18 protein-coding genes are annotated in these 25,553 nt (G+C 71.8%); 11 read left to right on the forward strand and 7 right to left on the reverse strand.

Going from position 1 to position 25,553, the window contains the following annotated elements:
• The first annotated feature begins 43 nt into the window (after positions 1-43).
• Positions 44-700 carry a DedA family protein gene (locus ACSHXC_RS32770; RefSeq protein WP_438296961.1) on the forward strand — a complete coding sequence of 219 codons (657 nt, stop codon included), beginning with the start codon at positions 44-46 and terminating at the stop codon, positions 698-700.
• 90 nt (positions 701-790) lie between these two features.
• Here the strand turns inward: ACSHXC_RS32770 and ACSHXC_RS32775 are convergent, their stop codons facing one another.
• Positions 791-1,234: an SRPBCC family protein gene (locus ACSHXC_RS32775; RefSeq protein WP_438294975.1), complete on the reverse strand. Its 444-nt coding sequence runs from the start codon at positions 1,232-1,234 to the stop codon at positions 791-793.
• A gap of 105 nt (positions 1,235-1,339) precedes the next feature.
• On the opposite strand from ACSHXC_RS32775, the gene ACSHXC_RS32780 reads away from it, so the two are divergent.
• Positions 1,340-1,870: a gamma carbonic anhydrase family protein gene (locus ACSHXC_RS32780; protein ID WP_438294976.1), complete on the forward strand. Its 531-nt coding sequence runs from the start codon at positions 1,340-1,342 to the stop codon at positions 1,868-1,870.
• A 70-nt stretch (positions 1,871-1,940) separates the two neighbouring features.
• On the forward strand, positions 1,941-2,684 hold the full coding sequence (locus tag ACSHXC_RS32785) for an acyltransferase (protein WP_438294977.1): 744 nt from the start codon (positions 1,941-1,943) through the stop codon (positions 2,682-2,684).
• Here the strand turns inward: ACSHXC_RS32785 and ACSHXC_RS32790 are convergent, their stop codons facing one another.
• Positions 2,685-3,551 (reverse strand): EamA family transporter, encoded by an 867-nt coding sequence (locus ACSHXC_RS32790; RefSeq protein WP_438294978.1) that lies wholly within the window; start codon positions 3,549-3,551, stop codon positions 2,685-2,687.
• 131 nt (positions 3,552-3,682) lie between these two features.
• On the opposite strand from ACSHXC_RS32790, the gene ACSHXC_RS32795 reads away from it, so the two are divergent.
• Positions 3,683-4,255 (forward strand): helix-turn-helix domain-containing protein, encoded by a 573-nt coding sequence (locus ACSHXC_RS32795; RefSeq protein WP_438296963.1) that lies wholly within the window; start codon positions 3,683-3,685, stop codon positions 4,253-4,255.
• Between the two features lie 484 nt (positions 4,256-4,739).
• On the opposite strand, the gene ACSHXC_RS32800 is transcribed toward ACSHXC_RS32795, so the two are convergent.
• Positions 4,740-4,952, reverse strand: coding sequence for a hypothetical protein (locus ACSHXC_RS32800; protein WP_438294979.1), 213 nt, complete (start codon positions 4,950-4,952; stop codon positions 4,740-4,742).
• Positions 4,953-4,979: 27 nt separating this feature from the next.
• Here ACSHXC_RS32800 and ACSHXC_RS32805 point away from each other — a divergent pair, with 27 nt between their 5' ends.
• The 3 genes from ACSHXC_RS32805 (at position 4,980) to fxsT (ending at position 12,884) form a co-directional block, all read left to right on the forward strand.
• Positions 4,980-7,376 (forward strand): FxsB family cyclophane-forming radical SAM/SPASM peptide maturase, encoded by a 2,397-nt coding sequence (locus tag ACSHXC_RS32805; RefSeq protein WP_438294980.1) that lies wholly within the window; start codon positions 4,980-4,982, stop codon positions 7,374-7,376.
• A 194-nt stretch (positions 7,377-7,570) separates the two neighbouring features.
• Positions 7,571-8,917, forward strand: a complete 1,347-nt coding sequence (locus ACSHXC_RS32810; RefSeq protein WP_438294981.1) for a TIR-like protein FxsC — start codon at positions 7,571-7,573, stop codon at positions 8,915-8,917.
• A complete protein-coding gene (gene fxsT, locus ACSHXC_RS32815; protein ID WP_438294982.1) occupies positions 8,910-12,884 on the forward strand; it encodes an FxSxx-COOH system tetratricopeptide repeat protein in 3,975 nt (1,324 codons plus the stop codon). Before ACSHXC_RS32810 ends, fxsT begins: the two co-directional genes overlap by 8 nt.
• 52 nt (positions 12,885-12,936) lie before the next feature.
• On the opposite strand, the gene ACSHXC_RS32820 is transcribed toward fxsT, so the two are convergent.
• The 4 genes from ACSHXC_RS32820 to ACSHXC_RS32835 form a co-directional block, all read right to left on the reverse strand.
• Positions 12,937-13,800: an alpha/beta fold hydrolase gene (locus ACSHXC_RS32820; protein ID WP_438294983.1), complete on the reverse strand. Its 864-nt coding sequence runs from the start codon at positions 13,798-13,800 to the stop codon at positions 12,937-12,939.
• A 101-nt stretch (positions 13,801-13,901) separates the two neighbouring features.
• Positions 13,902-14,309: a CoA-binding protein gene (locus tag ACSHXC_RS32825; RefSeq protein WP_438294984.1), complete on the reverse strand. Its 408-nt coding sequence runs from the start codon at positions 14,307-14,309 to the stop codon at positions 13,902-13,904.
• A gap of 58 nt (positions 14,310-14,367) precedes the next feature.
• A complete protein-coding gene (locus ACSHXC_RS32830) occupies positions 14,368-15,327 on the reverse strand; it encodes a phytoene/squalene synthase family protein (protein ID WP_438294985.1) in 960 nt (319 codons plus the stop codon).
• A 65-nt stretch (positions 15,328-15,392) separates the two neighbouring features.
• A complete protein-coding gene (locus tag ACSHXC_RS32835) occupies positions 15,393-17,810 on the reverse strand; it encodes a polysaccharide lyase 8 family protein (RefSeq protein ID WP_438294986.1) in 2,418 nt (805 codons plus the stop codon).
• 604 nt (positions 17,811-18,414) lie between these two features.
• Here ACSHXC_RS32835 and fusA point away from each other — a divergent pair.
• The 4 genes from fusA to ACSHXC_RS32855 all read left to right on the forward strand — a co-directional run bounded on the left by fusA (position 18,415) and on the right by ACSHXC_RS32855 (position 25,447).
• A complete protein-coding gene (gene fusA / locus ACSHXC_RS32840) occupies positions 18,415-20,481 on the forward strand; it encodes an elongation factor G (RefSeq protein WP_438294987.1) in 2,067 nt (688 codons plus the stop codon).
• 59 nt (positions 20,482-20,540) lie between these two features.
• Complete coding sequence (locus ACSHXC_RS32845; RefSeq protein ID WP_438294988.1) at positions 20,541-21,167, forward strand: YigZ family protein; 627 nt, start codon at positions 20,541-20,543, stop codon at positions 21,165-21,167.
• 99 nt (positions 21,168-21,266) lie between these two features.
• Entirely contained in the window at positions 21,267-22,421 is a 1,155-nt protein-coding gene (locus ACSHXC_RS32850; RefSeq protein WP_438294989.1) for an exonuclease SbcCD subunit D, read from the forward strand.
• Positions 22,418-25,447, forward strand: a complete 3,030-nt coding sequence (locus ACSHXC_RS32855) for an AAA family ATPase (RefSeq protein WP_438294990.1) — start codon at positions 22,418-22,420, stop codon at positions 25,445-25,447. Before ACSHXC_RS32850 ends, ACSHXC_RS32855 begins: the two co-directional genes overlap by 4 nt.
• Positions 25,448-25,553: the final 106 nt, after the last annotated feature.

Genomic DNA, 25,553 nt, shown 5'->3' on the forward strand with positions numbered 1-25,553 from the left:
CGCACGCCGGGCTCCGGTCCGGAGCGAGCGGGAGGAAGCGGCGTTGCACATCCAGGAGTGGCTGGAGAACATCCCCGCCGTCAGCGTCTATCTTCTGGTGGCGCTGGTCATCGGGGTCGAAAGCCTCGGGATCCCGCTGCCCGGCGAGATCGTCCTGGTCAGCTCGGCACTGCTCGCCTCCCAACAGGGACACATCAACCCGGTCGTGCTGGGTGCCTGCGCCACGGCGGGTGCGGTGATCGGCGACTCGATCGGCTACGCCATCGGCCGCAAGGGCGGCCGGCCGCTGCTCGCCTGGCTCGGCCGCAAGTTCCCCAAGCACTTCAGCGAGGGCCATGTCGCCATGGCGGAACGGTCCTTCCAGAAGTGGGGCATGTGGGCCGTCTTCTTCGGCCGCTTCATCGCCCTGCTCCGCATCTTCGCGGGCCCGCTCGCGGGCGTACTGCACATGCCGTACTGGAAGTTCCTCATCGCCAACGTGCTCGGTGGGATCTGCTGGGCGGGCGGTACGACGGCCGTCATCTACTACCTCGGCATCGTCGCCGAGTCCTGGCTGAAGAACTTCTCGTACCTGGGGCTTGTCGCCGCGCTGCTCATCGGCGTCGTGTCGATGCTGGTGGTCAAGAACCGGGCGAAGAAGTCGATGGCAGAGGCCGAGGCGGAGCAGTCCGCGGCGGAGAACGTTCCGGCCGCGGACTGAGCTCCCGCGGGTTGTCGGTCGGGTGCGGGCCGCCTCTGGGTGGTCGCGCCCACGCACCCTTCGGGGTTCGGCAGCGCCCAGTCGCGGCTCTCAGGGGGTGCGGTCTCGCAGCAGGGCCTTCACGGCCCTGCCGAACACCGCCCGCCCAGCCCTCTCCGCCAACCCGTCCAACGCGCGCGGGAGTCCGCGTACCCGTAGGTCCTCCCGCCAGATCACGTACGACCCCGGCGCTGCCTCACCCACCTCGATCTCGGCCCAGCCCGTGACGGCGCGGCCGCGCTTCTCCAGGCGGCACACACCCGGGCCGGCCCCGGACGGCGGCTGCCAGCGGGTGATCTCCATCGGGTCGTCGAAGCCCAGGGGGCCGAGGCCGGTGCGGGCCACGAAGAGCGTGCCGGTGCCGGTCGGTGGCGGGGTCCGCACGATGATCCGGGTCAGCGGGACGCTGTCGCCGTGCCGTTCCCAGTCGGTGAGCCGCCGCCACGCCTCGGCGGGCGTGAGATGCGTGCGGCGGTCGATCCGGAAGAGTGCCATCGCGCGATCGTAAGCGGCCCCCCGATCGCGCAGGCCCAGGCGCGGTCGCTTAGCGTGACACCCGGCGCGATGGAATCCGTACAGGGTCCGTACAAGGAGTGGCGCATGGCAGAGCAGGCGTTGGTCGTGGCAGTGGGCGGAAAGACGCCCGAGATCGCCCCGACCGCATTCACCGCACCCACCTCCGTGGTGCTCGGCGAGGTCACCCTCGGGGCGGGCGCGAGCGTCTGGTACCACGCGGTCCTGCGGGCCGACTGCGGGCCGATCGTGATCGGCGCCGAGAGCAACATCCAGGACAACTGCACCGTGCACGTGGACCCGGGCTTCCCTGTCACCGTCGGCGAGCGGGTCACCGTCGGGCACAACGCGGTGCTGCACGGCTGCACCGTCGAGGACGACGTGCTGGTCGGCATGGGTGCCACCGTCCTCAACGGGGCCCGGATCGGCGCCGGTTCGCTGATCGCGGCGCACGCCCTGGTGCCGCAGGGCATGGTCGTGCCGCCCGGCTCCCTGGTCGCGGGCGTGCCCGCCAAGGTGCGTCGCGAGCTGACCGAGGAGGAGCGCGAGGGGATCAAGGTCAACGCCCTGATGTACCTGGGCCTGGCCGAGGACCACCGCAAGGCGCACGGCGACTGAGCCCGCGCTGAGCGGAAGATCACAGGCGTCGGCCCTGATCGGCTGGGTCGGCGATGAGTACCGTGTGCGGGTGCCCAAGAACAGAAACACGTTCTCATCGCTGACCGCCTGGCGGCGCAGGCTCGCCTCCCGCGCGGTCCACGGCGGTTGGGGCCTGATCAAGGAGGCCGGCGCGGTCACCGCCGAACACCCGGGGAAGCTGCGCTTCCGCCGGATCGGCGCCGGAACCCGCCTCGCCTTCCCGCAGGGCACCGTGTTCGGCGAGCCCTGGATCGAACTGGGCGACCACTGCATCATCGCCGAACAGGTCACCCTGACCGCCGGGATGATGCCCGGCCTCGACCTCGGCGCCGATCCGATACTGACCCTGGGCAACGGGGTCGTGCTCGGCCGGGGCAGCCATGTCATCGCCGATACGACGGTCACCATCGGCTCGGACACGTACTGCGGCCCGTACGTCTACATCACCTCGACCAATCACAGCTACGACGATCCGCACCAGCCCGTGGGCAAGCAGTGGCCGCGCATGGAGCCGGTGGAGATCGGCCCCGGCTGCTGGCTCGGCACGGGCGCCGTGGTGCTGCCCGGCGCCCGGCTCGGCCGCAACGTGGTCGTGGCGGCGGGCGCGGTCGTGCGCGGTGAAGTGCCCGACCACGCGGTGGTGGCCGGGGCGCCCGCGAGGATCGTCCGCACCTGGGACGAGGAGCACGGCTGGCAGCCGCCGCTGCGCACGCCCGCACCGGTGCCCATCCCGGAGGGCGTCACCCCTCAACAGCTGCTCGCCATCGCGGAGTTGACCTCCGAAGAGGCCTGATCAGCCGGTCGCGAGCAGTACGGTGCCGACCAGGGCCAGACCCGCGCCGGCCGCCTGCACCACGCGCAGCCGCTCCTTGAGGACCCCGCGCGCCGCGAGCGCGGTCACCACGGGGTAGAGCGAGGCGAGCACGGCCGCCACGGTGACGGGGCCCTGCTGTGCGGCGATCGAGTACGTCCCGTTGGCGGCCACGTCGGCCAGGCCCACGAAGGCCAGCGCGGGCAGCGAGAGCCGGACCAGGCGAAGGCCGCCGCCCTCGGGCAGGGCGCGGGCGCCGCGCCGTACCGAGACGTACAGGGCGCTGCCGCCCACGGCGACATTGGTGACGCGCTGCACGAAGAGCGCGAGGAAGAGCCCGGTCACGGTCGTGGACGCCTCGGAGATCAGCGCCATCACGGCGCCGAAGCCGAAGGCCGCGAGCAGCGTGAGCAGGATGGCCTGGCGGCGCACCGCGGCGCCGCGGAACTCCGGGCCGCCCGCGAGCAGGATGCCCACCACGGCCACCGCGATGCCGGCGAACTGAAGAATGCCGGGGCGTTCGCCGAGCACGAGCCCGACGCCGACCGGCACCGCCACGCCCAGCGAGCCGAGGGGCGAGACGACGCCCATGGGGCCGAGCGCGAGGGCCTTGTAGAAGCTGAGCATGGCGACCGGGCCGACGGCTCCCGCCGCGACCGCGAACCAGAGCTGTGGGCCGGCCTCGTGCCAGCCGCCGGTCGCGACGACGACCGCTCCGAGAACGACCACGGCCACCGACTGTGAGGCGACCACGACGGTCAGTGCGGGTATGCGCCGGGTGAGCAGCCCGCCGCCGAAGTCGGCCAGGCCCCACAGGAGGCTGGTGGCCAGGGCGAACAGTGCTGTCATCGGGGGCCTCGCAGTACAGTGCAGTGACACAGGGGATTCAGTGGGGTGTACTCCACCGTAGTGCAGCATATTGAACCCTGTCATCAAAAATATTGGACGGCCTCTCTGGGGCCCACCTCATGGACGGAAACGTGTCGGACCTCGAACTGCTGACCCAGTCACTGGCCCGCAACGTCAAGCGCTGGCGCACCGAGCGCGGCTTCACGCTGGACGCGCTCGCGACCCGCGCCGGGGTCAGCCGCGGCATGCTCATCCAGATCGAGCAGGCCCGGACGAATCCCAGCGTGGGCACCGTGGTGAAGATCGGTGACGCGCTCGGCGTGAGCATCACCACCCTGCTCGACTACGAGGGCGGGCCCAAGGTCCGCGTCGTCCCGCCCGAACAGATCGTCCGGCTCTGGTCAACGGAGCGGGGCAGCTACAGCGCGCTGCTCGCCGGGACCGAGGCGCCCGGCCCGCTGGAGATGTGGGAGTGGCATCTGATGCCGGGGGATGCCAGCGCGTCGGACCCGCATCCGGCCGGCACGATCGAGCTGCTGCATGTGACGCAAGGCACGCTGAACCTCGTGGTGGACGGCGTCGACTACCCCGTCCCGGTCGGCCATTCGGCATCGTTCGAGGCCAACGCGCCGCACACATACGGGAATCGGGGTGCCGAGCCCGTCGTGATGACGATGGCGATCTCGGTTCCCTTTGATCGTTGAGCCGCTCAACCCTCTTGCTGGTACGGCCGGTTGGCTTCATGGCCGTACGCTTGTAAGAGCTGCGGATGGGGGAGAACCGAGCCCGAACGTGAGCCGGTGCGTGCTCCCCGGGTGCGTGCCGTGATCGGTTCTGGACGATTTTGGCCTTGTATCTGGTGTTCAGGGCCGAGTCGGGTGGAGGCTGACTATCGTCACTCTCGCGACTGAGGGGGCGACGAAAGCGGAGTTCATCTCGGACGAAACCACTCGTGCGGGTGGTTTTGGCGCCAACGCCGAACCTGGGCACGGGCCAACGCAGTTGTGGTGTCCCGGGGAGGCGGCAGTGGTCGGACCAGTCGCTCGTGGCGCATGAGCGCACATGGGCACGGCGTGCGGCCGAATTGCACGACCTGCGAAAAGCCCATGCAATGTTCTATGAGCCGTGTTCTGCGCAGTGATCCAGAAAGACCTTGCTGCGCCAACGGCGCTACGATCCGAAAGGCGCTCACGTGGAAGCTCTCGTCTCGGCGGCCGAACGGCCCGGCCCCGCCCCCCACAGGCCGGCCAGCAGGCGGCTGCCGCTGGTGAAGCGGGCAGCGGCGCAGAGCGCCGGGAAGGCCCCGGCGAGCCTGACCAGGGTGATGACAGCAGGCGGGAGTTCCGGCGTTCCCGGTACGTCCGCCTTCCAGTCGGCGCTCTGACGGGCGGAACGACTCACCCCATGGACCGGCCGATTCAGCCTGCCTTGTCCCAGTTTGTGCTGAAGATGCACAGCCGCTGCGATCTGGCATGCGATCACTGTTACGTCTATGAACACGCGGACACGAGCTGGCGCGGGCGGCCCCGGGCCGTCTCCGAGGAGATCCTGGCGCAAGTGGCGGACCGGATCGCCGAGCACGCCAGGCGTCACCAACTCCCCACGGTCCACGTCGTTCTGCACGGCGGCGAGCCCCTGCTCGCCGGACCCGACCGGATCCGGCGCGCCGCCGAGGAACTCCAGCGGGCGCTGCACTCGGTGAGCGCGCTCGATCTGCGCATGCACACCAACGGTGTGCTCCTCGACGAGAAGTTCTGCCAGCTCTTCCTCGAACTCGGCATCAAGGTCGGGGTATCCCTCGACGGCGACAAGGTCTCCAACGACCGCCACCGCCGCTATGCCGACGGCCGCAGCAGCCACGCCAAGGTCATCCGCGCTGTGGAGCTGCTCAACCGCCCGCGCTACCGGCGCCTGTTCGCCGGGCTGCTCTGCACCATCGACGTCGAGAACGACCCGGTCGCCGTCTACGAGGCCCTCGTCGCGCTCTCGCCGCCCCGCATCGACTTCCTTCTCCCGCACGCCACGTGGGACACCCCGCCGCCCCGCCCCGGCGGCGCGGCCACGCCCTACGCGGACTGGCTCGACGCGATCTACCGGCGCTGGGACGCGGCGGGCCGGCCCGTTCCGGTCCGCATCTTCGACTCCGTCCTTCGCACCCTGCGCGGCGGGAGCAGCCTCACGGAATCGCTCGGGCTAGCCCCGGCCGACCTCGTCGTGATCGAGACCGACGGCACCTTCGAGCAGGCCGACAGCCTCAAGACGTCGTACGACGGGGCCCCGGCCACCGGCATGGACGTCTTCACGCACTCGCTCGACGACGTGCTCCGGCACCCCGGCATGCTGGCCCGCCAGCAGGGCATCGAGCAGCTCTGCGCGCAGTGCCGGAGCTGCCCCGTCGTCCAGTCCTGCGGGGGCGGCCTCTATGCCCACCGCTATCGCACCGGCAGCGACTTCGACAACCCTTCCGTGTTCTGCCCCGACCTGCTGGCACTGGTCACCACCATCCGAGACCGGGAGGCGGCCGTGCCCGCACCAACACCCACCCCCGTCGAACTGCCCCTGGAACAGGGCGACTTCGACGCCCTGGCCGCGGGCTTCGGCGGCGCGGACACCGTCACCCGCCTCGCGGCGGCCCAGCTGGAGATCAACCAGGAGCTCCTCGCCGCCGTCAGCGAACACATCGCCCTCTCCGACCGTGAAGGCGCCAGGGCCTGGGAGCTCCTGACAGACCTGGACGCCGAGGCGCCCGCCGAACTCGACGGCGTCCTCGCCCACCCCTACACCCGGCCGTGGGCCCTGAGCGTGCTCGAAGGCAAGGCGGCGCCCGCGGGCGGCCTCGCGGAGATCGCGGCCGCCACGGTGCTGCGGGCCCGGCTCGGCCACAGCGTCACCGTGCCGCTGCGCGGCGGCGCCCTGCGGCTTCCCGGGCTCGGCACGGTACGGCTCGACGGCGGGGCCGAGGACGCCGTAGTGACCGCGGGCGCCGACGGGTTCACCGTGCGGGCCGGCTCCCGGCGGCTCGACATCGGCTGGCACGAAGGCCTGGACGGGCCGACCCCGCGCTGGCACCCCGTACGCCTCTTCGAGGGCGAGGGCTGGAGCGTGGCCATCGAGGACACCGACCCGCTGCGGGACTGCCACAAGTGGCCCGTCTCCGGGCGGCTCGCGGCCGACGAGGCCAAGCTGTGGGCCGAGGACCTGACCGGCGCCTGGTCCCTGATCCGGCGCGAACTGCCCGCCTACGCCGACGGCGTGGCCGCGGGACTGCGCCTGATCACCCCGCTGCACGCACAGGAGCGCAGCAACGTCAGCGCAGCCTGCAAGGAGGCCTGGGGCGCGATCGGGGCCGCCAGGCCCGCCTCGCCCGACCAGCTCGCCCTGCTGATCGTCCACGAGTTCCAGCACGTGAAGCTCGCCGCGGTCCTGGACGCCGTCGACCTGTACGACACGGCCGACCGGAACCTGTACTACGCCCCCTGGCGCGACGATCCGCGGCCGATCGGCGGGCTGCTCCAGGGAACGTACGCCCATATCGCGGTGACCGACTTCTGGCGGGTGCGCCGGCGGACCGCGGAGGGGACCTCCGAACGCGGCGCGGCCGAGGCGCAGTTCGCCCGTTGGCGGCAGCAGACGGCGGAGGCCGTCGAGGAGCTGCTCGGCTCGGGAACCCTCACCGACCTGGGACAACGCTTCGTCGCCAGCATGGGCCACACGGTGCGCGGCTGGCTGGACGAACCCGTCTCGGGGGCGGCTCTCACCGCCGCGGTCGGCTCCGCGAAGCGCCATCGGGCCGAGTGGAAGGCCCGCGTCGAAGCCCCGCACTGAGTGAATTCCCCCTCGAATTGAGCGAATTCTCCCGCTAATTGATTGATCCACTCGCTGAGCTGCGCATGATTTCGGTCATGATCTGATCGGAACCCCGCGAGTGGATCAACCATTGGGTTTGTTCGTTCTGTTCCGCCGGAGAATCCTCCGTTCCTACACTGAGGACCCATCCACTTGGACCGGGGGAGACAGTGGTGCACGTATCAGTGGGGGCCGGGGGAGACGAGCAGAAGCCGTACTTCTTCCTCAGCTACGCGCACACGCCGAAGAGCGACCCCAAGGAGCGGAACCCCAACCTCTGGGTGGAGCGGTTCTTCCGGGACCTCTGTGCCCATGTGATGCAGCTGACGTCCCTGCCGGCCGGCAGCGCCGGCTTCATGGACCAGCAGATGCAGCCCGGCGAGGGATGGCAGGAACGGCTCTCGGAGGCTTTGGCGTTCTGCAAGGTGTTCGTGCCGCTCTATTCGCCGCGCTATTTCCTCAGCGAACAGTGCGGCCGGGAGTGGTTCGCCTTCTCCAGCCGGGCCGCCGCCCAGACCCGTAACAGCCACAACAACAGCAACCCCGTCACCGGGATCGTGCCCGCGCTGTGGGTGCCGGTGCCGACCAGGCAGCTGCCGCAGCCCGCCGAGCGGCTCCAGTTCAATCACGCCACCTTCGGCGACGAGTACGCCGACGAGGGCTTCTACGGGCTCATCAAGCTCAACTACCTGCGCGACCAGTACGAACGCGCCGTCTATCAGCTCGCCAAACGCATCGTGAGCGTGGCCCAGCAGATCCGTCTCGAACCGGGCGACCCCCACCAGGACTACGCGAAGGTGCCGGCCGCCTTCGGTCCGGCCGGCGAGCCCGCCCGTGAACTGGAGGTCTCCGTCCTGGCCTGCTCGCGCGCCACCCTCCCGACCGGACGCAGCCCGGACTGCTACGGATCCGAGGCCCTCGACTGGAACCCGTACCATCCGGCCTCCTCCAGGCCGCTCGCCGACCACACCGTCGACGTCGTACGCGGCCTGGACTACACCGTGCACCTCAGCGACTTCGAGGCCGAGCCCCAGCGGCTCCTCGACTCCGACCCGCCCACCGGGCCAGGTCTGCTGCTGCTCGACCGCTGGGCCCTGGACGCCCGGCGCCGCCGCGACCTGATGACCCAGCTGTGTGCCACGCCCCGGCCGTGGATCAGCGTCATGGTCCCCGGGAACGAGGCCGACCCCCAGACCGGCGCGCGTGACGAGGAGTTGGCGCGGCAGACCGACGCCGCGCTCGCCACCCGCGTCGACGAGAGCGACGGACACCGCACACCGAGCGCCGGACTGCCCACACTGGAAGCCTTCAGCAAGGCGATCCCGGGGGCCGTGAAGGCGGCGGTCAGACACTACGAGGCCAACGCGCCGACCTATCCACCGCCCGGAAGCGGTGGGCCGATGCCCCGGGTGCTTCCACGCGGCATCGGCTACGGCGTCAGTGGCCCCGGTGGCCGCGGTCAGAGCACGGACCAGGACAAGAACAACGGTGATAAGGCGGAGGGCTCATCAGATGACTGAGAACCGCAACGGGACCGTCGTCACGTTCTATTCGTACAAGGGCGGCACCGGAAGGACCATGGCGCTGGCCAACTGCGCATGGATCCTGGCGGCCAACGGATACCGGGTACTGGCGGTCGACTGGGACCTGGAGGCGCCGGGCCTGCACCGGTTCTTCCACCCCTTCCTCGACCTCGCCGACCTGGAGGCGACCCCGGGCCTGATCAACCTGATCACCGACTACCAGGACGAGGCCCGTCGCCCCGCCGACCGCGACCCCGACTGGCACCGCGACTACGCCCGGGTCCGCCCCCACGCCACCTCCCTGAACTGGAACTTCCCGCAGGGCGGCAGCCTGGACTTCCTCTCGGCCGGGCGGCGCAACCGCGACTACCCGTCCATCGTGGGCAAGATGGACTGGGACGACTTCCACGAGCGGTTCGGCGGCGGCCAGTTCTTCGACGCCATGCGCGACGATATGCAGCGCCACTACGACTACACCCTGATCGACAGCCGTACGGGCCTCAGCGACATCGCCGACATCTGCACCGTCCAGATGCCCGAAGTCCTCGTCGTCTGCTTCACGTTGAGCGACCAGAGCATCGACGGCGCCTCGGCGGTGGCCCGCGACATCGAGGAGCGCTACCACGAGCGGGGCATCCGCATCCTGCCCGTCCCGATGCGCATCGACGACGGCGAGAAGGAGAAGGCGGACGCCGGACGGGCCCTCGCCCGCGAGAGCTTCCCCGGCTTTCCCAGCGGCCTCAGCACCGAGGAACTCGGCAACTACTGGGGCACGGTGGAAGTTCCCTACCGCCCCTTCTACGCCTACGAAGAGATCCTGGCCACCTTCGGCGACGCGCCCAACGTCAGCAGCTCCATGCTCAGCGCCTGCGAACGGCTGACCTCCGTCCTCACCGGGGGCGTGGTGAACGCGCTGCCGCCCATCGACGAGGCCGACCGGCTCACCCATGTCGCCGCCTACACCCGGCGCAGGCCCATGCCGCCGTCCAATGTGGTCCTCACCTATGTTGCCGAGGATCAGATGTGGGCGGACTGGCTGGTGCACGTGCTGACGATCGGTGGCTTCCAGGTCGTGCCGATCGATGTGCGCACGCCCCAAGCGGCCGCGGTGGAAGCCGAGTTCACCTCCGGTGTCGGATACCGCGTCATCCCCGTGGTCTCGCAGGCCTACCTCAACACCGAGCGCGCCCGCAGCTTCTGGGAGACCGGCGCCGGGCTCGACGCCGCCGGCGGGCGGCGCCAGATACTGCCGGTGCGCGTCGGTGACGTGCGGCTCAGCCCGCCGCTCAGCAGCCGCGGCCTCATCGACCTCGTACGCCTCGACGAGAACGACGCGGGGGCCGCCGTGCTGCACGCGCTCGACCGGGCCGAGGCGGTCACCGCGCTGACGGCCGGGCCTGCCGGTCCCCGCTATCCGGGCAGCGTGCCCAAGATCTGGAACGTACGGCCCCGGCACGCCTGGTTCACCGGCCGCACCTCCGTCCTGGAGAAGCTGCGCGACCAGCTGCGCGGCGACAGCCGTTCCGCCCAGCGCTTCCCGCAGGTCCTGTACGGGCTCGGCGGCGTCGGCAAGACACAGGTGGCCCGTGAGTACGCGCACCGGTTCCGCGCCGACTACGACCTGGTGTGGTGGATCGAGGCCGAACAGCCCGACCGGGTGGTGTCCTCGCTGGCCGAGCTGGCCGCCGAGATGGACCTCAGGGCCGGTGACGTCGTGGCCGAGGCGGCCAGTGCGGCCATGCAGGCGCTGCGGCGGGGCGCGCCCTACTCCCGCTGGCTGCTGATCTTCGACAACGTCGAGGACCTGGACCGGGCGCTGAAGCTCCTCCCGGAGGAGACCGAGCCGATCTCCGGCGAGACGTACGGCCACATCCTCGCCACCTGCCGCAACAAGCCCGCCTCGACGCAGGTGGAGGCCATCGAGGTGGAGGTCTTCACCCGCGCCGAGAGCGTCGAGCACCTGTGCCGCCGGGTCACCAAACTCCCCGCCGCCGACGCCGAACGCGTCGCCGACGCGGTGGGCGACCTGCCGCTCGCGGTCGAGGTCGCGGCCGCCTGGCTCGCCGAGACCGCGACGCCGGTCGACGCCTATGTGGAACAGCTCAAGGAGCAGAGCACCAAGGTCCTCTCGCTCGGCAAGCCCGAGGACTACTCGGAGCAGATCGGCGCGACCTGGAACATCTCGATCAGCCGGCTGCGCGACGAATCCAAGGCCGCGGTACGCCTGTTGGAGCTCTGCTCGTTCTTCTCCGCCGAGCCCATCTCGATGAGGCTGATCGGCAGCGACTCGATGTTCGAGTCCCTTCTGCCGTACGACCCCGATCTGCGCGAGCGGTACATGCTGGGCAAGGTCATCCAGACCCTGAACCGGTTCGCGCTCGCCAAGGTCGACCCGGCGGACAGCAGCATCCAGGTGCACCGGCTCGTCCAGGCCGCGGTGCGGGCCGGCCTCACCGATGAGCAGGTGGACACCGCCAAGCACGAGGTCCACCGCATCCTCGCCGAAGCCCGCCCGGTCGAGGGCGTCGACCGCGACAACCCCGTCAACGACCCGAAGAGCTGGCCCAGTTTCGAGCTGATCTGGCCGCACCTGAGCGCCTCCGGTATCGCCGACTGCGACGAGGAGAAGGTCCGCCAGCTCATGGTCGACCGCATCCGCTATCTGCTCAAGCGCGGTGAGCTGGAGAGCGCCCGGGTGCTCGGCACCCAGCTCAACAAGGTCTGGACGCGCGAGCTCGGCGAGAACGACCTCCAGACCCTCAACATCCGCTTCGAGCTCGCCAACGCGCTGCGCGCCCAGGGCAAGTACCAGGAGGCCCGGGCGATGGACGAGGACACCCTCGCCCGCCAGATCAGCGTCCTGCACAAGGACCACCCGAACGACGACCACCCCAGCATCCTCATCACCACCGGCAGCCTTGCCGCCGACCTGCGCGCGCTCGGCAGGTTCGACGAAGCCCTCACCCGCGACCTCAGGATCTACCACGGGCTGCGGCAGATCTTCGGCGAGAACCACCCGCGCACCCTGATCGCCGCCAACAACCTCGCCATCGACTACCGGCTCAGCGGCGACAGCGAGGCGGCCCGCAGGCTGGACGAGGAGACGGTCGAGCGGCGCAGCGCTTTACTGGGCGACGACCATCCCTTCACCCTCACCACCAAGGGCCACCTCGCGCGTGACCTGCGCGAGAGCGGCGACTACGGAGCCTCGGTGCAGCTGCTGCGGGAAGTGGTGGCGGCGTTCGAGCGGGTCCTCAACGCCGATGTGCCCGAGGCGCTGCGCACCGCCAAGAGCCTCGCGGTGTCCCTGCGCAAGGCGGGCCACCCGCACGAGGCGAAACGCCTGACCGAGGAAACGTACAACCGCTACCGCGGCCGGTACGGGACCAAGGCGCCGGACGCGCTGGCCTGCTGCCTCAACCTGGCCGCCGACTTCTCGGCGACCGGCGACAAGCAGGCCGCCCTCGACCTCGCCGTCCAGGCTCTTGAGGGATACCAGAGCACGCTGGGCGAGGAGCACCCCTTCACCCTGGCCTGCCGCAACAACGTCTACATCTACCAGCGCGGGCTCGGCGCGGCCGAGGAGGCGGTGCGGGGCGGCGAGGACGTACGAGCGGCCCTTGAGGAAGTCCTGGGCGCACGCCATCCGTTCACGCTCTGCGCGGCGATCAACCTGGCCAACGCGTACGGCGACATGGGCCGCCCCGACCTCGCCGAACGCTGGGAACGGACCGCGCTCAAGGGCCTGTTGGAGCGGTTCGGACCCACCCATCCCGATGTGCTCGCCTGTCGCTCCAACCTGGCGATCACCCTGCGTTCGGCCGGCCGTGAGGAGGAGGCTCAGCGGCTGCGGGCCTCCATCCTGGAACCGGCCGCGAAGCAGCTGGGCGTGGACCACCCGATCGCCGAGGCGGCCCGCGCCTGGCGCCGGATCAACCGGGACCTGGAGCCGCAGCCGGTGTGAGCGGTACGGGGAGTGCGCGGGCCCGCGCACTCCCCGGTTCATGCCCGCATGCTCACCGGGTGGCCCAGCTCAGCACGCGGGTGAGCGCCCGCAGCGCGCCGAAGTGTGCCGCTCCGCGCTCGACGATCATCTGCGCGCCGGGAATCCGTTCGGCCAGCCAGCGCGTGTGCTGCACGGGTGCGAACACGTCCTGCTCGCCGTGCCACAGCAGGACCGGCGCGTGGATGTCCTCCAGGCGGAAGTCCCAGCCGGTGCTGAACGCCATCACGTCGTCCACCCAGCCGTCGGCCGAACTCCGCAGCCCCTCCTCGAAGTTGCGCTCCAGCATCACCCGGATGCCCGCGTCGGCGACGATGCCCCGGTCGGGCTTGGGCAGCCCGTGCCGCATGTCGTTGACCGAACGGCGCGGATCGGCCCTGATCGTGATCGACCGCATCTCCAGGGACGTCGTCAACTGCCCTTTCCCGGCGGCCGCGTTGATGTATTCGCGCACATTGGACTCGGTCATCCCCTCGAACCAGTCGAGCCCCTGCGCATCGCGCGGCGCGAGCCCCACCAAGGCCGCGGCCCGTGCCGTACGGTCGGGGAGCAGCGCCGCACAGGCCAGTGCGTGCGGGGCACCGCCCGATCGTCCTACGACGGCGAACTCGCCGATGTCCAGCGCGTCGGCGATCGCCTCCACATCGGCCGCCGCATGCGCGACCCGGCGCCCCGGCAGCCGGTCGGAATCGCCGTAGCCCGGCCGGTCGAACGTGATGAGGCGGACGCCGAGGCGGTAGAGCACCGCACTGCGAGGCGCCGGGCCGAGCCGGCTCCCCGGGGTGCCGTGCAACAGGAACACCGGCCTGCCCCGCGGGTTCCCGTAGTTCTCGACCGCCAAGTCGCGCCCGTCCCTGGTACGAATCAGCTCCCCCAACTGGTGCCTCCCCGTAGGTCTGGTAGGCGACAGTATGAGCGTGTGCCATTCAGTGGTACATACCCGCACTCGTCGAATGCGCGGCCGGATTTCCGCCCCGCTCAGCCGAGCCGGGGGATCTCGATCGCCGGGCACCGGTCCATGACCATGTCGAGCCCGGCGGCACGGGTGCGGTCGTACGCGTCCCCGTCGACGACCCCGAGCTGGAACCAGACGGCCTTGGCGCCGATGGCCACGGCCTGATCGGCGACGCCCCCGGCGAGCTCGCTGTTGACGAACACGTCGACGACGTCGACCGGGAACGGAATGGCGTCGAGCGAGGCGTACCCCTGCTCGCCGTGCACGGTCTCGGCCTTGGGGTGCACGGGCACGATCCGCTTGCCGTAGCGCTGGAGGACGTCCGCGACTCCGTACGCGGCCCGGCGCTGGTTGCTGGAAAGACCGACGACGGCCCAGGTGTCGCCGGTGGCGGTGAGGATCTTGCGAATGGTGTCCTGCTCGGCCTGCACGGGGCGCTCCTGGCTGTGGTGGTGATGTGTCCACTCACAACGCGGTGGGGCGGCGGGCTCATTCCATCGTGGCATTGTCCGCGAGCGCGGCATCAGCACTCCGGTGAGCCCGCCACCCCCGCCGCGCCGCCCCGTACTCGCGCAGCAGGACCCGCGCGACCCCCGGCAGCGACGGTCGGGCCGGAGTCTTGAGGAGGGCGGGGCCCTTGTGGGTGGCTGAGGTGATGGTGAGGGCGTCCAGGGCCAGCAGGGCGCGTACCAAAGGGCGTGCAGTGGGGGCGGCGAGTGTGGTCAAGGGGTGGCTTGCGGTCAGGGTGGTGCGGGTTTGGCCGAGCACGTAAGCGATCAGCTGCCGGGTGCCGTGCAGATCCCTGGCCTGCTCCAGGTCCTCGCGGGTGACTCCGAACCGGTCGAGCGTTTCGCGCGGGATCGTGAGCCGGCCGTCCGCGAGGTCCTCCGCCAGGTCGTTGACGAAGTCGAGGCGCTGGCCCGCGTCGATGTACGTACGGCACGCCGCCCGGAACTCCGTCGCGTCCCCTTCGGGCGCGAGCAGGCAGGCGACCAGCATGAACGCGGGCAGCGAGTACGCGTCGATGTAGGCCTGGTGGTCGGCCTCCGTGGCGAATCCCGCGAAGTCGAGGTCGGCGCGGGCGGTGCTCAGATGCTGCTCGACGTGGCCGGGCAGGTGGGGGTGGGCCGCGATGGTGTGGAGCAGGGGGCGGATCACAGGGTGTGCGCTCTCGCCGCGGACGAGGGCTTCGCGCACTTGTCGCTCCCAGTCCGCGTAGGCCTCGGCCCGGCCATCGACCGGCCCGCTGTCGAGGAGGTTGTCGCCGTGGTGCATGAAGGCCGTGGTGGCGACCACGTGCGGGAACAATGGCGCGGGCAGCAGCAGCCGGGCGGCCAGGTAGGCGCTGCGCTTGAAGCGGGCGGCCAGCTCGCGCTGGCGCGTGTAGTCGTCACGCAGCCCGGGCTCGCAGATGCCCGCGGCGTCGAGTGCTCTGCTCCACGCGCTCATCGATGACCTCTCCCGGGATGCGGATGCGGGTCCCAGTGGATCACGGCGGGGCGACCGGGTGCCCGTCAGCCCGTCATGAAGGTGTGCGTCGTCCCGAACGACCCGGCGACCTTGACGTCCACCACCAGGCGCGGACGGGTGGCGACCACCGTGACGGACGGGTCGGCGTGCAGGACGCGGCGGGCCGGGCCGTCGATGGTGACGCGTACGGTGTCCTGGGTCTGGGTGGGGTCCGAGAGGGTGAAGGTCCACCCGTGTGCGGTGCGGCCCCACATCATCGCCGCGGGACCGGAGACACGGACCGGCTCGACGGCCCCGGCGGCGAAGAACGTCGCCGCCGTCAACTGCCCGTCCAGGCATGCCGATTGCACCAGCGCCGTGTTGGCGAGGACGTTCCAGCGCCCGCACGCCCGGCGGGTCCGGTCCGCCGAGGCGCCCGGCAGCACCGCGTACGCGTAGCTCGCGCCGGCCGGGTGAGGTCCGTGGTCCAGGACGATTTTCTGGTAGCGGCGGGTGCAAGGGGTGGGCGTGCCATGGGTGTTGGCGCCGGTGTCGATGCCGAGCCAGCTGCCGGTGCGGTCCTCGCGCAGCAGCGTGACCGGCTGTCGGCCGGGCCCGTCGAGCAGGACGTATCCCGCCGTGCCCGCCAGATGCAGCCAGCGCGCCCCGGTCACGGCCCGGATCGTGCCGAGCGGCGAGGTGTCGGGCCTGCCGTCGACGAGGAGCCGGGCGGCGCCCCGCTCGCCCAGGTTCCGGTTCTCGATGGCCGTCCGCACCGGGGCGCCCGAGGCGTCGGTGATCGCGGCGCCGAGACAGATCACCGCGTCCGGGGTGAAGAACCACGACTTCCGGGCGGACAGGGTGCCGTCCTGAGAGACGAAGTCGAGGCCGTGCGCGCCGTGTTGGGCGTCGAAGCGCACCCCGCTCGCGTACGACGTGGTGGTGCGCGGAGGGTCGGCGAGGAGCGGGGGCGGGGGTGCGTCCCGCTCGGTGGTGCCGGGCAGCAGGGTGGCGTCCACGGTCGGCCAGTACGCGTCGCTGTAATGGCCCTGCTGCCCGGGCAGGAAGGTGTAGAGGACGCCGTCGCCGGTGTACCAGCCATGCAGGTTCATGCCGTTGACGGATTCGTACCGGCAGATCCGCTTCGACCCGACACCGAGGGAGGCCGACCAGCCGCGCGTGCTGTGGACCATGCGGTCCATCTGCGGGAACACCCGATGCGCGTACGGCGCAGCGGATCCGGGTCGCGGCGCGGGGAGCTGTTCGGCGAACTCCACCTCGGGCACCCCGACGGGCTGCAGCCCGCCCGAGAACCGCACCAGGTCCGCGACGTCGAGGTACGGTGCCCACGCGCCCTCGGCGATCCACCGCGCGGCGAGGCCGGCGAGCCGGGACCCGGCGGGCTCGGCGGCGGTCCTGGCGAGCAGTACCACGGCGGCGATGAACTGGTGCCCCGCGTCGTGCCCGGTCTCGCCCTGCCGGGACAGCATCCGGCCCCGGACCGGCTCCATCATCGACCCGGCGAACAGGAACGGCGCGTACACATCCGAGACCGCCTGCTCGAACATCTCTCTTACGGAGAGGGGGAGTTGGGAGGCCGTCCCTGCGGTGACATACGTCAGTGCGGCGATCGCGCTCAGCAGCACCAGGCCGTAGTGGCCCGGGTAGGGCACCACCTCGTGCTGGATGAAGGAGCCGTCGGTGCGGTAGCCGTCGCCCTCGGTGGACCGGCGGGTGAGGTCCGCTGCCCCCTGCCCCGCGACGTCGGTCACCGCCGCGAGGCCTGCGGCCACCCGGCCGGCGTCGCCCGACAGTGCTCCGGAGACTACGGTGATCAGCGCCTTGTCCGCCCGGTTGGCGCCGGTCTCCACCAACCTGGCCGTCGCGGTACGCCGGTTGGGGTCGGCGACGAAGCGCAGCACGGGGCGCAGGACCCGTTCCCGGTCGGCGGCGGGCAGTCGGTCCCCGAGCGCCACGACGGTCTGGAGCAGCCAGTAGGGCACGCCTATCTCGTACGAGTACCAGTTGCCGACCTCGGCCGTGTGCTCGTTGTACTGCGTGCGGTAGAGCGTGTCGAGCGCTGTCACGATGCGCTCGGGCAGCTCCGGGCGGGCGGAGAGGGCGGAGCCCGGCGTCGCCCAGTCCACCGCGATCGTCCGCAGGCGGTAGTACATGGTGGGGAAGTAGGTGCTGCCGGGGCCTGTCGGCAGATCCGCCCAGAGCTGCTCGCGGGTCACATCCATGGCCGAGTCGTAGCGGAGCGCCACTTCGTCCAGGGCGGCTACGGCCCGGTCGCGCTTCGGTGACACCCGGCCCGTGCCGACCTGGAGCACGCGGTACGCGGCCACGATCCGCGCGTGGTCCGGGGCGTCCGACGCGCCCCCGGGCGCGGCCGTCGCGGGCTCGCCGAGCCGGAAGGAGACCGCGGCGGTCGTAGCGGCGGTTGCTCCGAGACGCAGCACGTCTCTGCGATCCAGCGACATCGCTCGTCCTCACGTCAGGGTGCGCGGGCGGTGGGGGAGGGGCACGATCTCGTTAGCTTGTTTAGCTACATGAACGTCGCTCAAGTACGGGAACTCTGCGAGCGGCTCAAGGTAGTCCGGGGGCGCATGGGAGTCAACGCCCTCGCGTTCGCCGCTCGTTGGGCCGGGCCGGGCGCCGGTCCCCCAACCCGCACCCGGCGCCTGCGTCGCGAAAAACCCGGTGCCGTCTCCCCGGGTCCCTCCCTACACTCGCTCTGCGTGCCGCCGCCGAGGCGCCGCGCTCTGCTGTTGAGCAGACGAGTGCACACGAGTGCGCGAGCGAACGAGCGAAGAGAAGGGGAGCCGGGTCATGCGTACGTACCGCACCGCGGCCTTTGTTCCCCCGTCCCGGTACGACGTGATTTTGGTGTCTCGCATCGCTCGGTGACGGCTGCGCGGCCTTCACCGGATTTTTGTGACGTAACGTCAGACCCCTTTGCCCTCAGTGCTGTTGTGCCGTGTCCTCACGGCTGTACCGACCGGGGTCGTCGTCCTGAATCGCGCTGCCAGCTTGCCCAGTCTGTCCCTGGGCTCCTCAGCGAAAGCACTCGAAAGGCCTCAGGCCATGCGCACCAACACGCGACCTCCCGCCGCGACGTCCCTCTCCGCCGTCCGCAACCTCGGCATCCTCGCCCACGTCGACGCGGGCAAGACCACCGTCACCGAACGGATCCTGTTCGCGACCGGTGCCGTCCACAAGCGGGGCGAGGTGCACGACGGGACGACCGTCACCGACTTCGACGCGCAGGAGCGCGACCGCGGCATCACCATCTTCGCGGCGGCCGTGAGCTGCCGATGGGACGGGCATCGCATCAACCTCATCGACACCCCGGGCCACGTCGACTTCGCGGACGAGGTCGAGCGGTCCCTGCGGGTGCTCGACGGGGCCGTCGCGGTGTTCGACGCCGTCGCCGGAGTCGAGCCGCAGAGCGAGTCGGTCTGGCGGCAGGCCGACCGGCACGGTGTGCCGCGCATCGCCTTCGTGAACAAGCTGGACCGGGCGGGCGCCGACCTCGACAAGGCGGTCGCCTCGATCCGGCAGCGGCTCGGCGCCGTACCCCTGGTCGTCCAGCTGCCCATCGGGCGCGAGGACGGGTTCACCGGCGTCGTCGACCTGGTGCGGATGCGCGCACTGCGGTGGCACGACGACACCTGCGCGAGCGGGCCCGTCGACGGGGCACTGCTCGACGAGGCGACACGAAGGCGCCGCCTCCTTGAGGAGACGGTGGCGGAACTCCATCCGGACGCGTTGGAGGAGTTCTGCGCGGCTTCGGCGCTGACCGAGCAGACCCTGGTCCGCGTGCTGCGCGAGCTGACCCTGAGCGGGGACGCCGTGGTGGTGCTGTGCGGCTCGGCCTACCGCAACCGCGGGATCGAGCCCCTGCTGGACGCGGTGCTCGCGTACCTGCCCTCGCCCGCCGACATGCCGCCCGTACGCGGCACCGTCGACGGCGTCGAGCAGGAGCGGGCGCCCGATCCGGCGGAGCCGTTCGCGGCGCTGGCCTTCAAGGTGGCGGCCACCGCGCGCGGGCGCCTGACCTATCTGCGGGTCTACTCGGGCACCCTGCTCAAGGGCGACTCCGTACGCGACGCGGCGACCGGCCGCGTCGAACGCGTCGGCCGGATCCTGCGCGTCCAGGCCGACCGGCACGAGGACAGGGAGGAAGCGATGGCGGGTGACATCGTCGCCGTGGTGGGTCTCAAGTCGGCCCGGCCCGGCGCGACGCTGTGCGCGCCGGACGCGCCCGTGCTCCTGGAGCCGCCCTCGGTGGCCGAACCGGTGGTGTCGGTCGCGGTCGAGGCCAGGCGCAGCACCGACACCGGCCGGCTCGCCGCGGCGCTGGCGCGCCTCGCCGAGGAGGACCCGTCGCTGGTCGTGCGGTCCGACGCGGAGACCGGCCAGACCGTCCTGTCCGGCATGGGCGAGCTGCATCTGGAGGTCGCGGTGGAGAAGATCCGTCGCGACCAGGGAGTGGAGGTCACGGTCGGCCGGCCCCAGGTCTCGTACCGCGAAACCGTCGTGCGGGGCGTGACCGGTCTCGTGTACCGGCATGCCAAACAGGACGGCGGGGCCGGGCAGTTCGCGCAGGTCGTCCTCGATGTGGAGCCCATGGAAGGGGTGGGATTCGAGTTCCGGTCGACGGTGGTCGGCGGCCGGGTGCCGCAGGAGTACGCGCGCGCCGTGGAGGCGGGCTGCCGCGACGCCCTCGCCGAGGGTCCGCTCGGCGGCCACCCGGTCACGGGCCTGCGGGTCACGCTCACCGACGGGGCGACCCACTCCAAGGACTCCTCGGAGATGGCGTTCCGCACGGCCGGTCGCTTCGCTCTGCGCGAGGCGCTGCGGGCGAGCGTGATGGGGCTCCTCGAACCGGTCGTCGAGGTCACGGTGACCGTTCCCGAGGACGGTGTCGGAGGCGTCCTGGGTGACCTCGCGGCGCGCCGCGGCCAGGTGTCGGCGTCCACCGCCGGGAACGGTTCCGCGGTGATCACGGCGGCGGTCCCGCTGGCCGAGTTCTTCGGGTACGCCTCCCGGCTGCGCGGCCGGACCCAGGGCCGGGGCACCTTCACGACCCGGCCCGCGGCGCTCGCGCCGGTACCGGCCGCGGTCGCCGACGCGCTCCTGACCCGGTAGCCGCCGTTGCCTGTTCCGCCCCGGTCGGCCGGGGCGGAACAGGCGCATAGGGTGGGCGGATGCAGGAGCAGTACCGCACCATCGCCCGAGAAGGCGTGCACGAGAGCGAGATCAACAGGTCGCGCTTCATCTGCGCGCTCGCGCCCGCCGCGACCGAACAGGAAGCGCAGACGTTCGTCGCCCGCATCCGCAAGGAGCACCCGACGGCCACCCACAACTGCTTCGCGTACGTCATCGGAGCCGACGCCTCCGTACAGAAGGCCAGCGACGACGGCGAACCCGGCGGGACCGCCGGAGTGCCGATGCTCCAGATGCTGACCCGGCGCGAGGTGCGGTACGTCGTTGCCGTGGTCACCCGTTACTACGGCGGGGTCAAGCTCGGCGCGGGCGGTCTGATCAGGGCGTACGGCGGTGTCGTAGGCGAAGCCCTGGACGCGCTCGGCACGATCGTGCGCCAGCGGTTCCGCCTCGCCAGCGTCACCGTCGACCACCAGCGCGCCGGCAAGCTGGAGAACGACCTCAGGGCGACCGGCCGCGCGGTGCGCGAGGTGCGGTACGCGGAGGCCGTGACCATCGAGATCGGGCTCCCCGAGGCCGACGTCGAGGGCTTCCGCGCCTGGCTCGCCGACGCCACCGCCGGCACCGCCACGCTGGAGCTGGGCGGGGAGGCGTACGGGGATGCGTGAGACCGGCGGCAGCCGGAGGGGAGAGCTGAGGCGGGCGGAACGGCCGGATGTCCCGGTTACCGCCCGTGTTGTCAGACCCCACCGTTACCCTCGGGGATCATGAGATTCCTGCACACCTCGGACTGGCACCTGGGCCGGTCCTTCCACCGGGTCGACCTGCTCGACGCCCAGGCGGCGTTCGTCGACCACGTGGTGGCGACGGTACGTGACCGAGGTGTGGACGCGGTGCTCGTGGCGGGGGACGTGTACGACAGGGCGGTGCCGCCGCTCGCCGCCGTCGACCTCTTCGACCGGGCCCTGCACAGCCTCGCCGACCTCGGCGTGCCCACCGTGATGATCTCCGGCAACCACGACTCGGCGCGCAGGCTCGGCGTCGGGGCCGGCCTCATCGAGCGGGCCGGGATCCATCTGCGGACCGACCCGGCGGGCTGCGGCACACCGGTCATGATCGGCGACGTGGCCTGCTACGGCCTGCCCTACCTGGAGCCTGCCCTGGTCAGGGACGAACTGGCGGCGCCGAAGGCCGGGCACGAGGCGGTGCTCGCCGCGGCCATGGAGCGCGTACGGGCCGACCTCGCGACCCGCCCCGAGGGCACCCGCTCCATCGTGCTCGCGCACGCCTTCGTGACCGGGGGCGAGCCGAGCGACAGCGAGCGCGACATCACCGTAGGAGGAGTCGCCGCCGTGCCCGCCGGGGTCTTCGACGGCGTCGACTATGTGGCCCTCGGCCACCTCCACGGCAGCCAGGCGATCACCGATCGGGTCCGCTACTCGGGCTCGCCGCTCGCCTACTCCTTCTCGGAGGCCGCCCACCGCAAGTCCATGTGGCTGGTGGACCTCGCCGCCGACGGAACGATCACGGCCGAACGCATCGACTGCCCGGTGCCCCGCCCCCTCGCCCGCATCCGGGGGCACCTCGACGAACTCCTCGAAGACCCGGCGCTGACCCGCCACGAACAGGCATGGGTGGAGGCCACGTTGACCGACGCGCAGCGCCCCGCCGACGCCATGGCCAGGATCAGCACGCGCTTCCCGCACACCTTGAGCCTCGCCTTCGACCCCGAGCGGGCCGACGGCGACCCGCACGCCTCGTACGCGCAGCGCCTCAGCGGCCGCAGCGACCAGCAGATCGCGGAGGACTTCGTGGCGCATGTACGCGGCGGCAGCGGCCCGGACGACCGGGAACGCACCGTGCTGCAAGGGGCGTTCGACGCCGTGCGCGTGGACGACGGCGTGCGCGAGGTGGCCCGGTGAGGCTGCACCGCATGCGTGTCACGGCCTTCGGCCCCTTCGCGCGCAGCCAGGAGGTCGACTTCGACGCGCTGTCCGCCGCGGGACTGTTCCTGCTGCACGGACCGACCGGCGCGGGCAAGACCTCGGTGCTCGACGCGGTCTGCTTCGCCCTGTACGGAGCGGTTCCCGGCGCCCGCCAGAGCCCCGGCACCCCCCTGCGCAGCGACCACGCCGCGCCGGACGTCTTCACCGAGGTACTGCTCGAACTGACCGTGGGCGGACGGCGGTTGGAGATCACCCGGCGCCCGCAGCAGGAACGGCCCAAGAAGAAGGGCATCGGCTTCACCACCGAGAAGGCGCAGACCTGGCTGCGGGAGTACGACCCGGCCGACCGCGTCTGGCAGGCGCTGAGCCGCTCGCACCAGGAGATCGGCGAGGAGCTCGGCCGGCTCATCGGGATGAGCCGGGAGCAGTTCTGCCAGGTCGTGCTGTTGCCGCAGGGGGAGTTCGCCAAATTCCTGAGGTCGGACGCGGAAGCGCGCGGACGACTCCTCGGCAGGCTCTTCGACACCCGCCGGTTCGCCGCCGTGGAGGACCGCCTCGCCGAGCTGCGCAAGACGGCTGAGCGTCAAGTCAAGGACGGCGACGACCAGTTGCTCGCCATCGCACAGCGGATGGCGCAGGCCGCGGGCGACAGCGCGGACGCACGCGCATGGCCGCTGCCCGACGCCCGGCCCGGGGATCCCGGCCTGGCCTCGGCCGTCCTGCAATGGGCGGCCGTCGCGCGCGGCGGGGCGCACGAACGCCTCGACATCGCTTCGGCCGCCGTGACCGCCGCCGAAAGCAGGCAGGCCGCCGCCCGCCGCGTCGCCGAAGAGGCCCGGCAGCTGGCCGCCCTCCAGGAGCGGTACGCCGAAGCGGCCCGCAGAGCCGAGGAGCTGGCGGCCCGCCAACCCGAACAGGACGCGCTGCGGGCCCGCCTGGACACGGCCCGCAAGGCGGAGCTGGTCTCGCCCGCCCTCGAATGGTGGGAGCAGGCCCAGCGCGCACACCGCACGGCCACCGCCGAACGGGACCGCTCCCGCGCCCGGCTGCACCCGGAACTCGCCGACGCCGGAGCCGATCAACTCGCCGCCCTGGAGCGGAGGATGCGCCAGGATCTCGGCGCCCTGGAGTCCGCCCGCCGGGCCGAGCGCCGCAGTGCGGAGATCGACGAAGAGCGCAGCCGCCTCGACCGGCAGGCCCGCGCCGACGAGGACGTCCTCACCGACACCGCGGCATGGCTCGCGGGCTGGGAGGCCGCCCGGCTCGGCCACCAGAAGCGGATCGACGCCGCCCACGAAGCCGCGACCCGTGCTGAACAGCTCGCCGGCCAGCTCGAACCGGCGCGGCGGCGGCTCGCGGCCGCCCGCGAACGCGATGCGCTGCAGGTTCGCCTGGCCGAGGCCGACCGGACTCACACCGCCACCCGCGAGGCCGCCAACGCCGCCCATGAGCACTGGCTCGCGCTGCGCGAGGAGCGGCTGCGCGGCATCGCGGCGGAGCTGGCGGCGCGGCTGCGCGCGGGGGAGCCGTGCGCGGTGTGCGGCTCGGCCGACCACCCCGCGCCAGCCCGCCCCGGCACCGGCCAGATCGACCGCGGGACCGAGGACGCCGCGCAGCAGGCATACCGGGATGCCGACCGGGCTCGCGCGGAAGCAGAGGCCGCCCTGTCCTTGGTGCGGGAGGAGCTCGCCGGTGCGCGGGCCGAGGCGGGCGCGGCGGGCGTGGCCGAACTGGCCGATGCGGCAGGGGAGTTGCACCGTGCACACGGTGCGGCGCGGGGCGCGGCGGCCGGGTTGCACGAGGCTCGGCTGGCGCTGGCCTCGGCGGAGGGGGAGTACGAGCGGCGCCTGACCGTCCAGCGCACGGCCCAGCAGAACATGGCCGCCCGGACCGCGAGCCGCGAGGCCCTGGATCGCGAACAGGCCGCCCTGGAGCGTGAGTTGAGCGAGGTACGGGCTGGTGCGGCCAGTGTCGCCGAACAGGCCGGGCTGCTCGAACACCGGACGGCCATCCTCGCCGAGGCCGTGGAGGCGGTGCGCGCCGTCGAGGACAGCGCCGAGCGGCTCAAGGAGGCCGACGGCCGGCTCTCGGAGGCGGCGTTCCGGGCCGGGTTCGACACCCCGGCCGCGGCATCGGCCGCCCTGATCGACGAGCGGGGCCAGCGCGACATCCAGCACCGGCTCGACGATTGGCAGCACCAGCGGGCGACGGTCACCGCGCGCCTCGCGGAGCCGGAGACGGCCGCGGCCGGTCTTGCCGAGCCGGCCCGCACCGAGCAGGCGGAGGCCGAGTCCGCGGCGGCCGAACGGACCCTGCGGGACGCGGCGTCGGCCCTCTCGGCGGCCCGGGCCCGCTGTGCGGAACTGCACGAGCTGAGCGGCCGGGCCACCGAGGAGACCCGCAGGATCGGCCCGCTGCGCGAGGAGTACGAGCGGGTGGCCCGCCTCGCCGGACTCACCGCGGGCACCTCCGCCGACAACGAGCGCAAGATGCGCCTGGAGTCGTACGTGCTGGCCGCCCGCCTCGAACAGGTCGCGGCAGCGGCGACGGCCCGGCTCCAGCGGATGTCGGGCGGGCGGTACACGCTGGTCCACTCCGACGCGAGGGGCGGCAGGGGGCGCTCGGGGCTCGGGCTGCACGTGGTCGATGCCTGGACGGGCCGCGAGCGCGACACCGCGACGCTGTCGGGCGGCGAGACGTTCTTCGCCTCCCTCGCGCTGGCCCTCGGCCTGGCCGACGTCGTCACCGACGAGGCGGGTGGGGCGGGTCTCGACACGCTGTTCATCGACGAGGGGTTCGGCAGCCTCGACGACCAGACGCTGGACGAGGTGCTGGACGTCCTGGACTCGCTGCGGGAGCGGGACCGCAGCGTGGGCATCGTGAGCCACGTGGGCGACCTGCGGCGCCGCATCCCGGCGCAGCTGGAGGTGGTGAAGGACCGCGCGGGGTCGTCGGTCCGGCTGAGGGGGGTGGCCGCCGGGGCTCCGCCCCGGACCCCGTAGTCCACCCCACCGGCTCCGCCGCGTGGCCTCCGGCATCCTGCCAGGGGCACGGGGAACTGCGCGACCAGCCACGCACCGTCCGCGGCCGACATACTCCGCCGGAGGC

The sequence above is a fragment of the Streptomyces sp. HUAS TT7 genome (assembly GCF_051550175.1).
Taxonomy (GTDB): Bacteria; Actinomycetota; Actinomycetes; order Streptomycetales; family Streptomycetaceae; genus Streptomyces.

What these genes read in the sequence shown, in the direction of transcription:
- ACSHXC_RS32775 (WP_438294975.1), bottom strand. Translation starts at nt 1,234, where the DNA reads ATGGCACTCTTCCGGATCGACCGCCGCACGCATCTCACGCCCGCCGAG.
- ACSHXC_RS32780 (WP_438294976.1), top strand. Translation starts at nt 1,340, where the DNA reads ATGGCAGAGCAGGCGTTGGTCGTGGCAGTGGGCGGAAAGACGCCCGAG.
- ACSHXC_RS32790 (WP_438294978.1), bottom strand. Translation starts at nt 3,551, where the DNA reads ATGACAGCACTGTTCGCCCTGGCCACCAGCCTCCTGTGGGGCCTGGCC.
- fxsT (WP_438294982.1), top strand. Translation starts at nt 8,910, where the DNA reads ATGACTGAGAACCGCAACGGGACCGTCGTCACGTTCTATTCGTACAAG.
- ACSHXC_RS32830 (WP_438294985.1), bottom strand. Translation starts at nt 15,327, where the DNA reads ATGAGCGCGTGGAGCAGAGCACTCGACGCCGCGGGCATCTGCGAGCCC.
- ACSHXC_RS32835 (WP_438294986.1), bottom strand. Translation starts at nt 17,810, where the DNA reads ATGTCGCTGGATCGCAGAGACGTGCTGCGTCTCGGAGCAACCGCCGCT.
- fusA (WP_438294987.1), top strand. Translation starts at nt 18,415, where the DNA reads ATGCGCACCAACACGCGACCTCCCGCCGCGACGTCCCTCTCCGCCGTC.
- ACSHXC_RS32845 (WP_438294988.1), top strand. Translation starts at nt 20,541, where the DNA reads ATGCAGGAGCAGTACCGCACCATCGCCCGAGAAGGCGTGCACGAGAGC.
- ACSHXC_RS32850 (WP_438294989.1), top strand. Translation starts at nt 21,267, where the DNA reads ATGAGATTCCTGCACACCTCGGACTGGCACCTGGGCCGGTCCTTCCAC.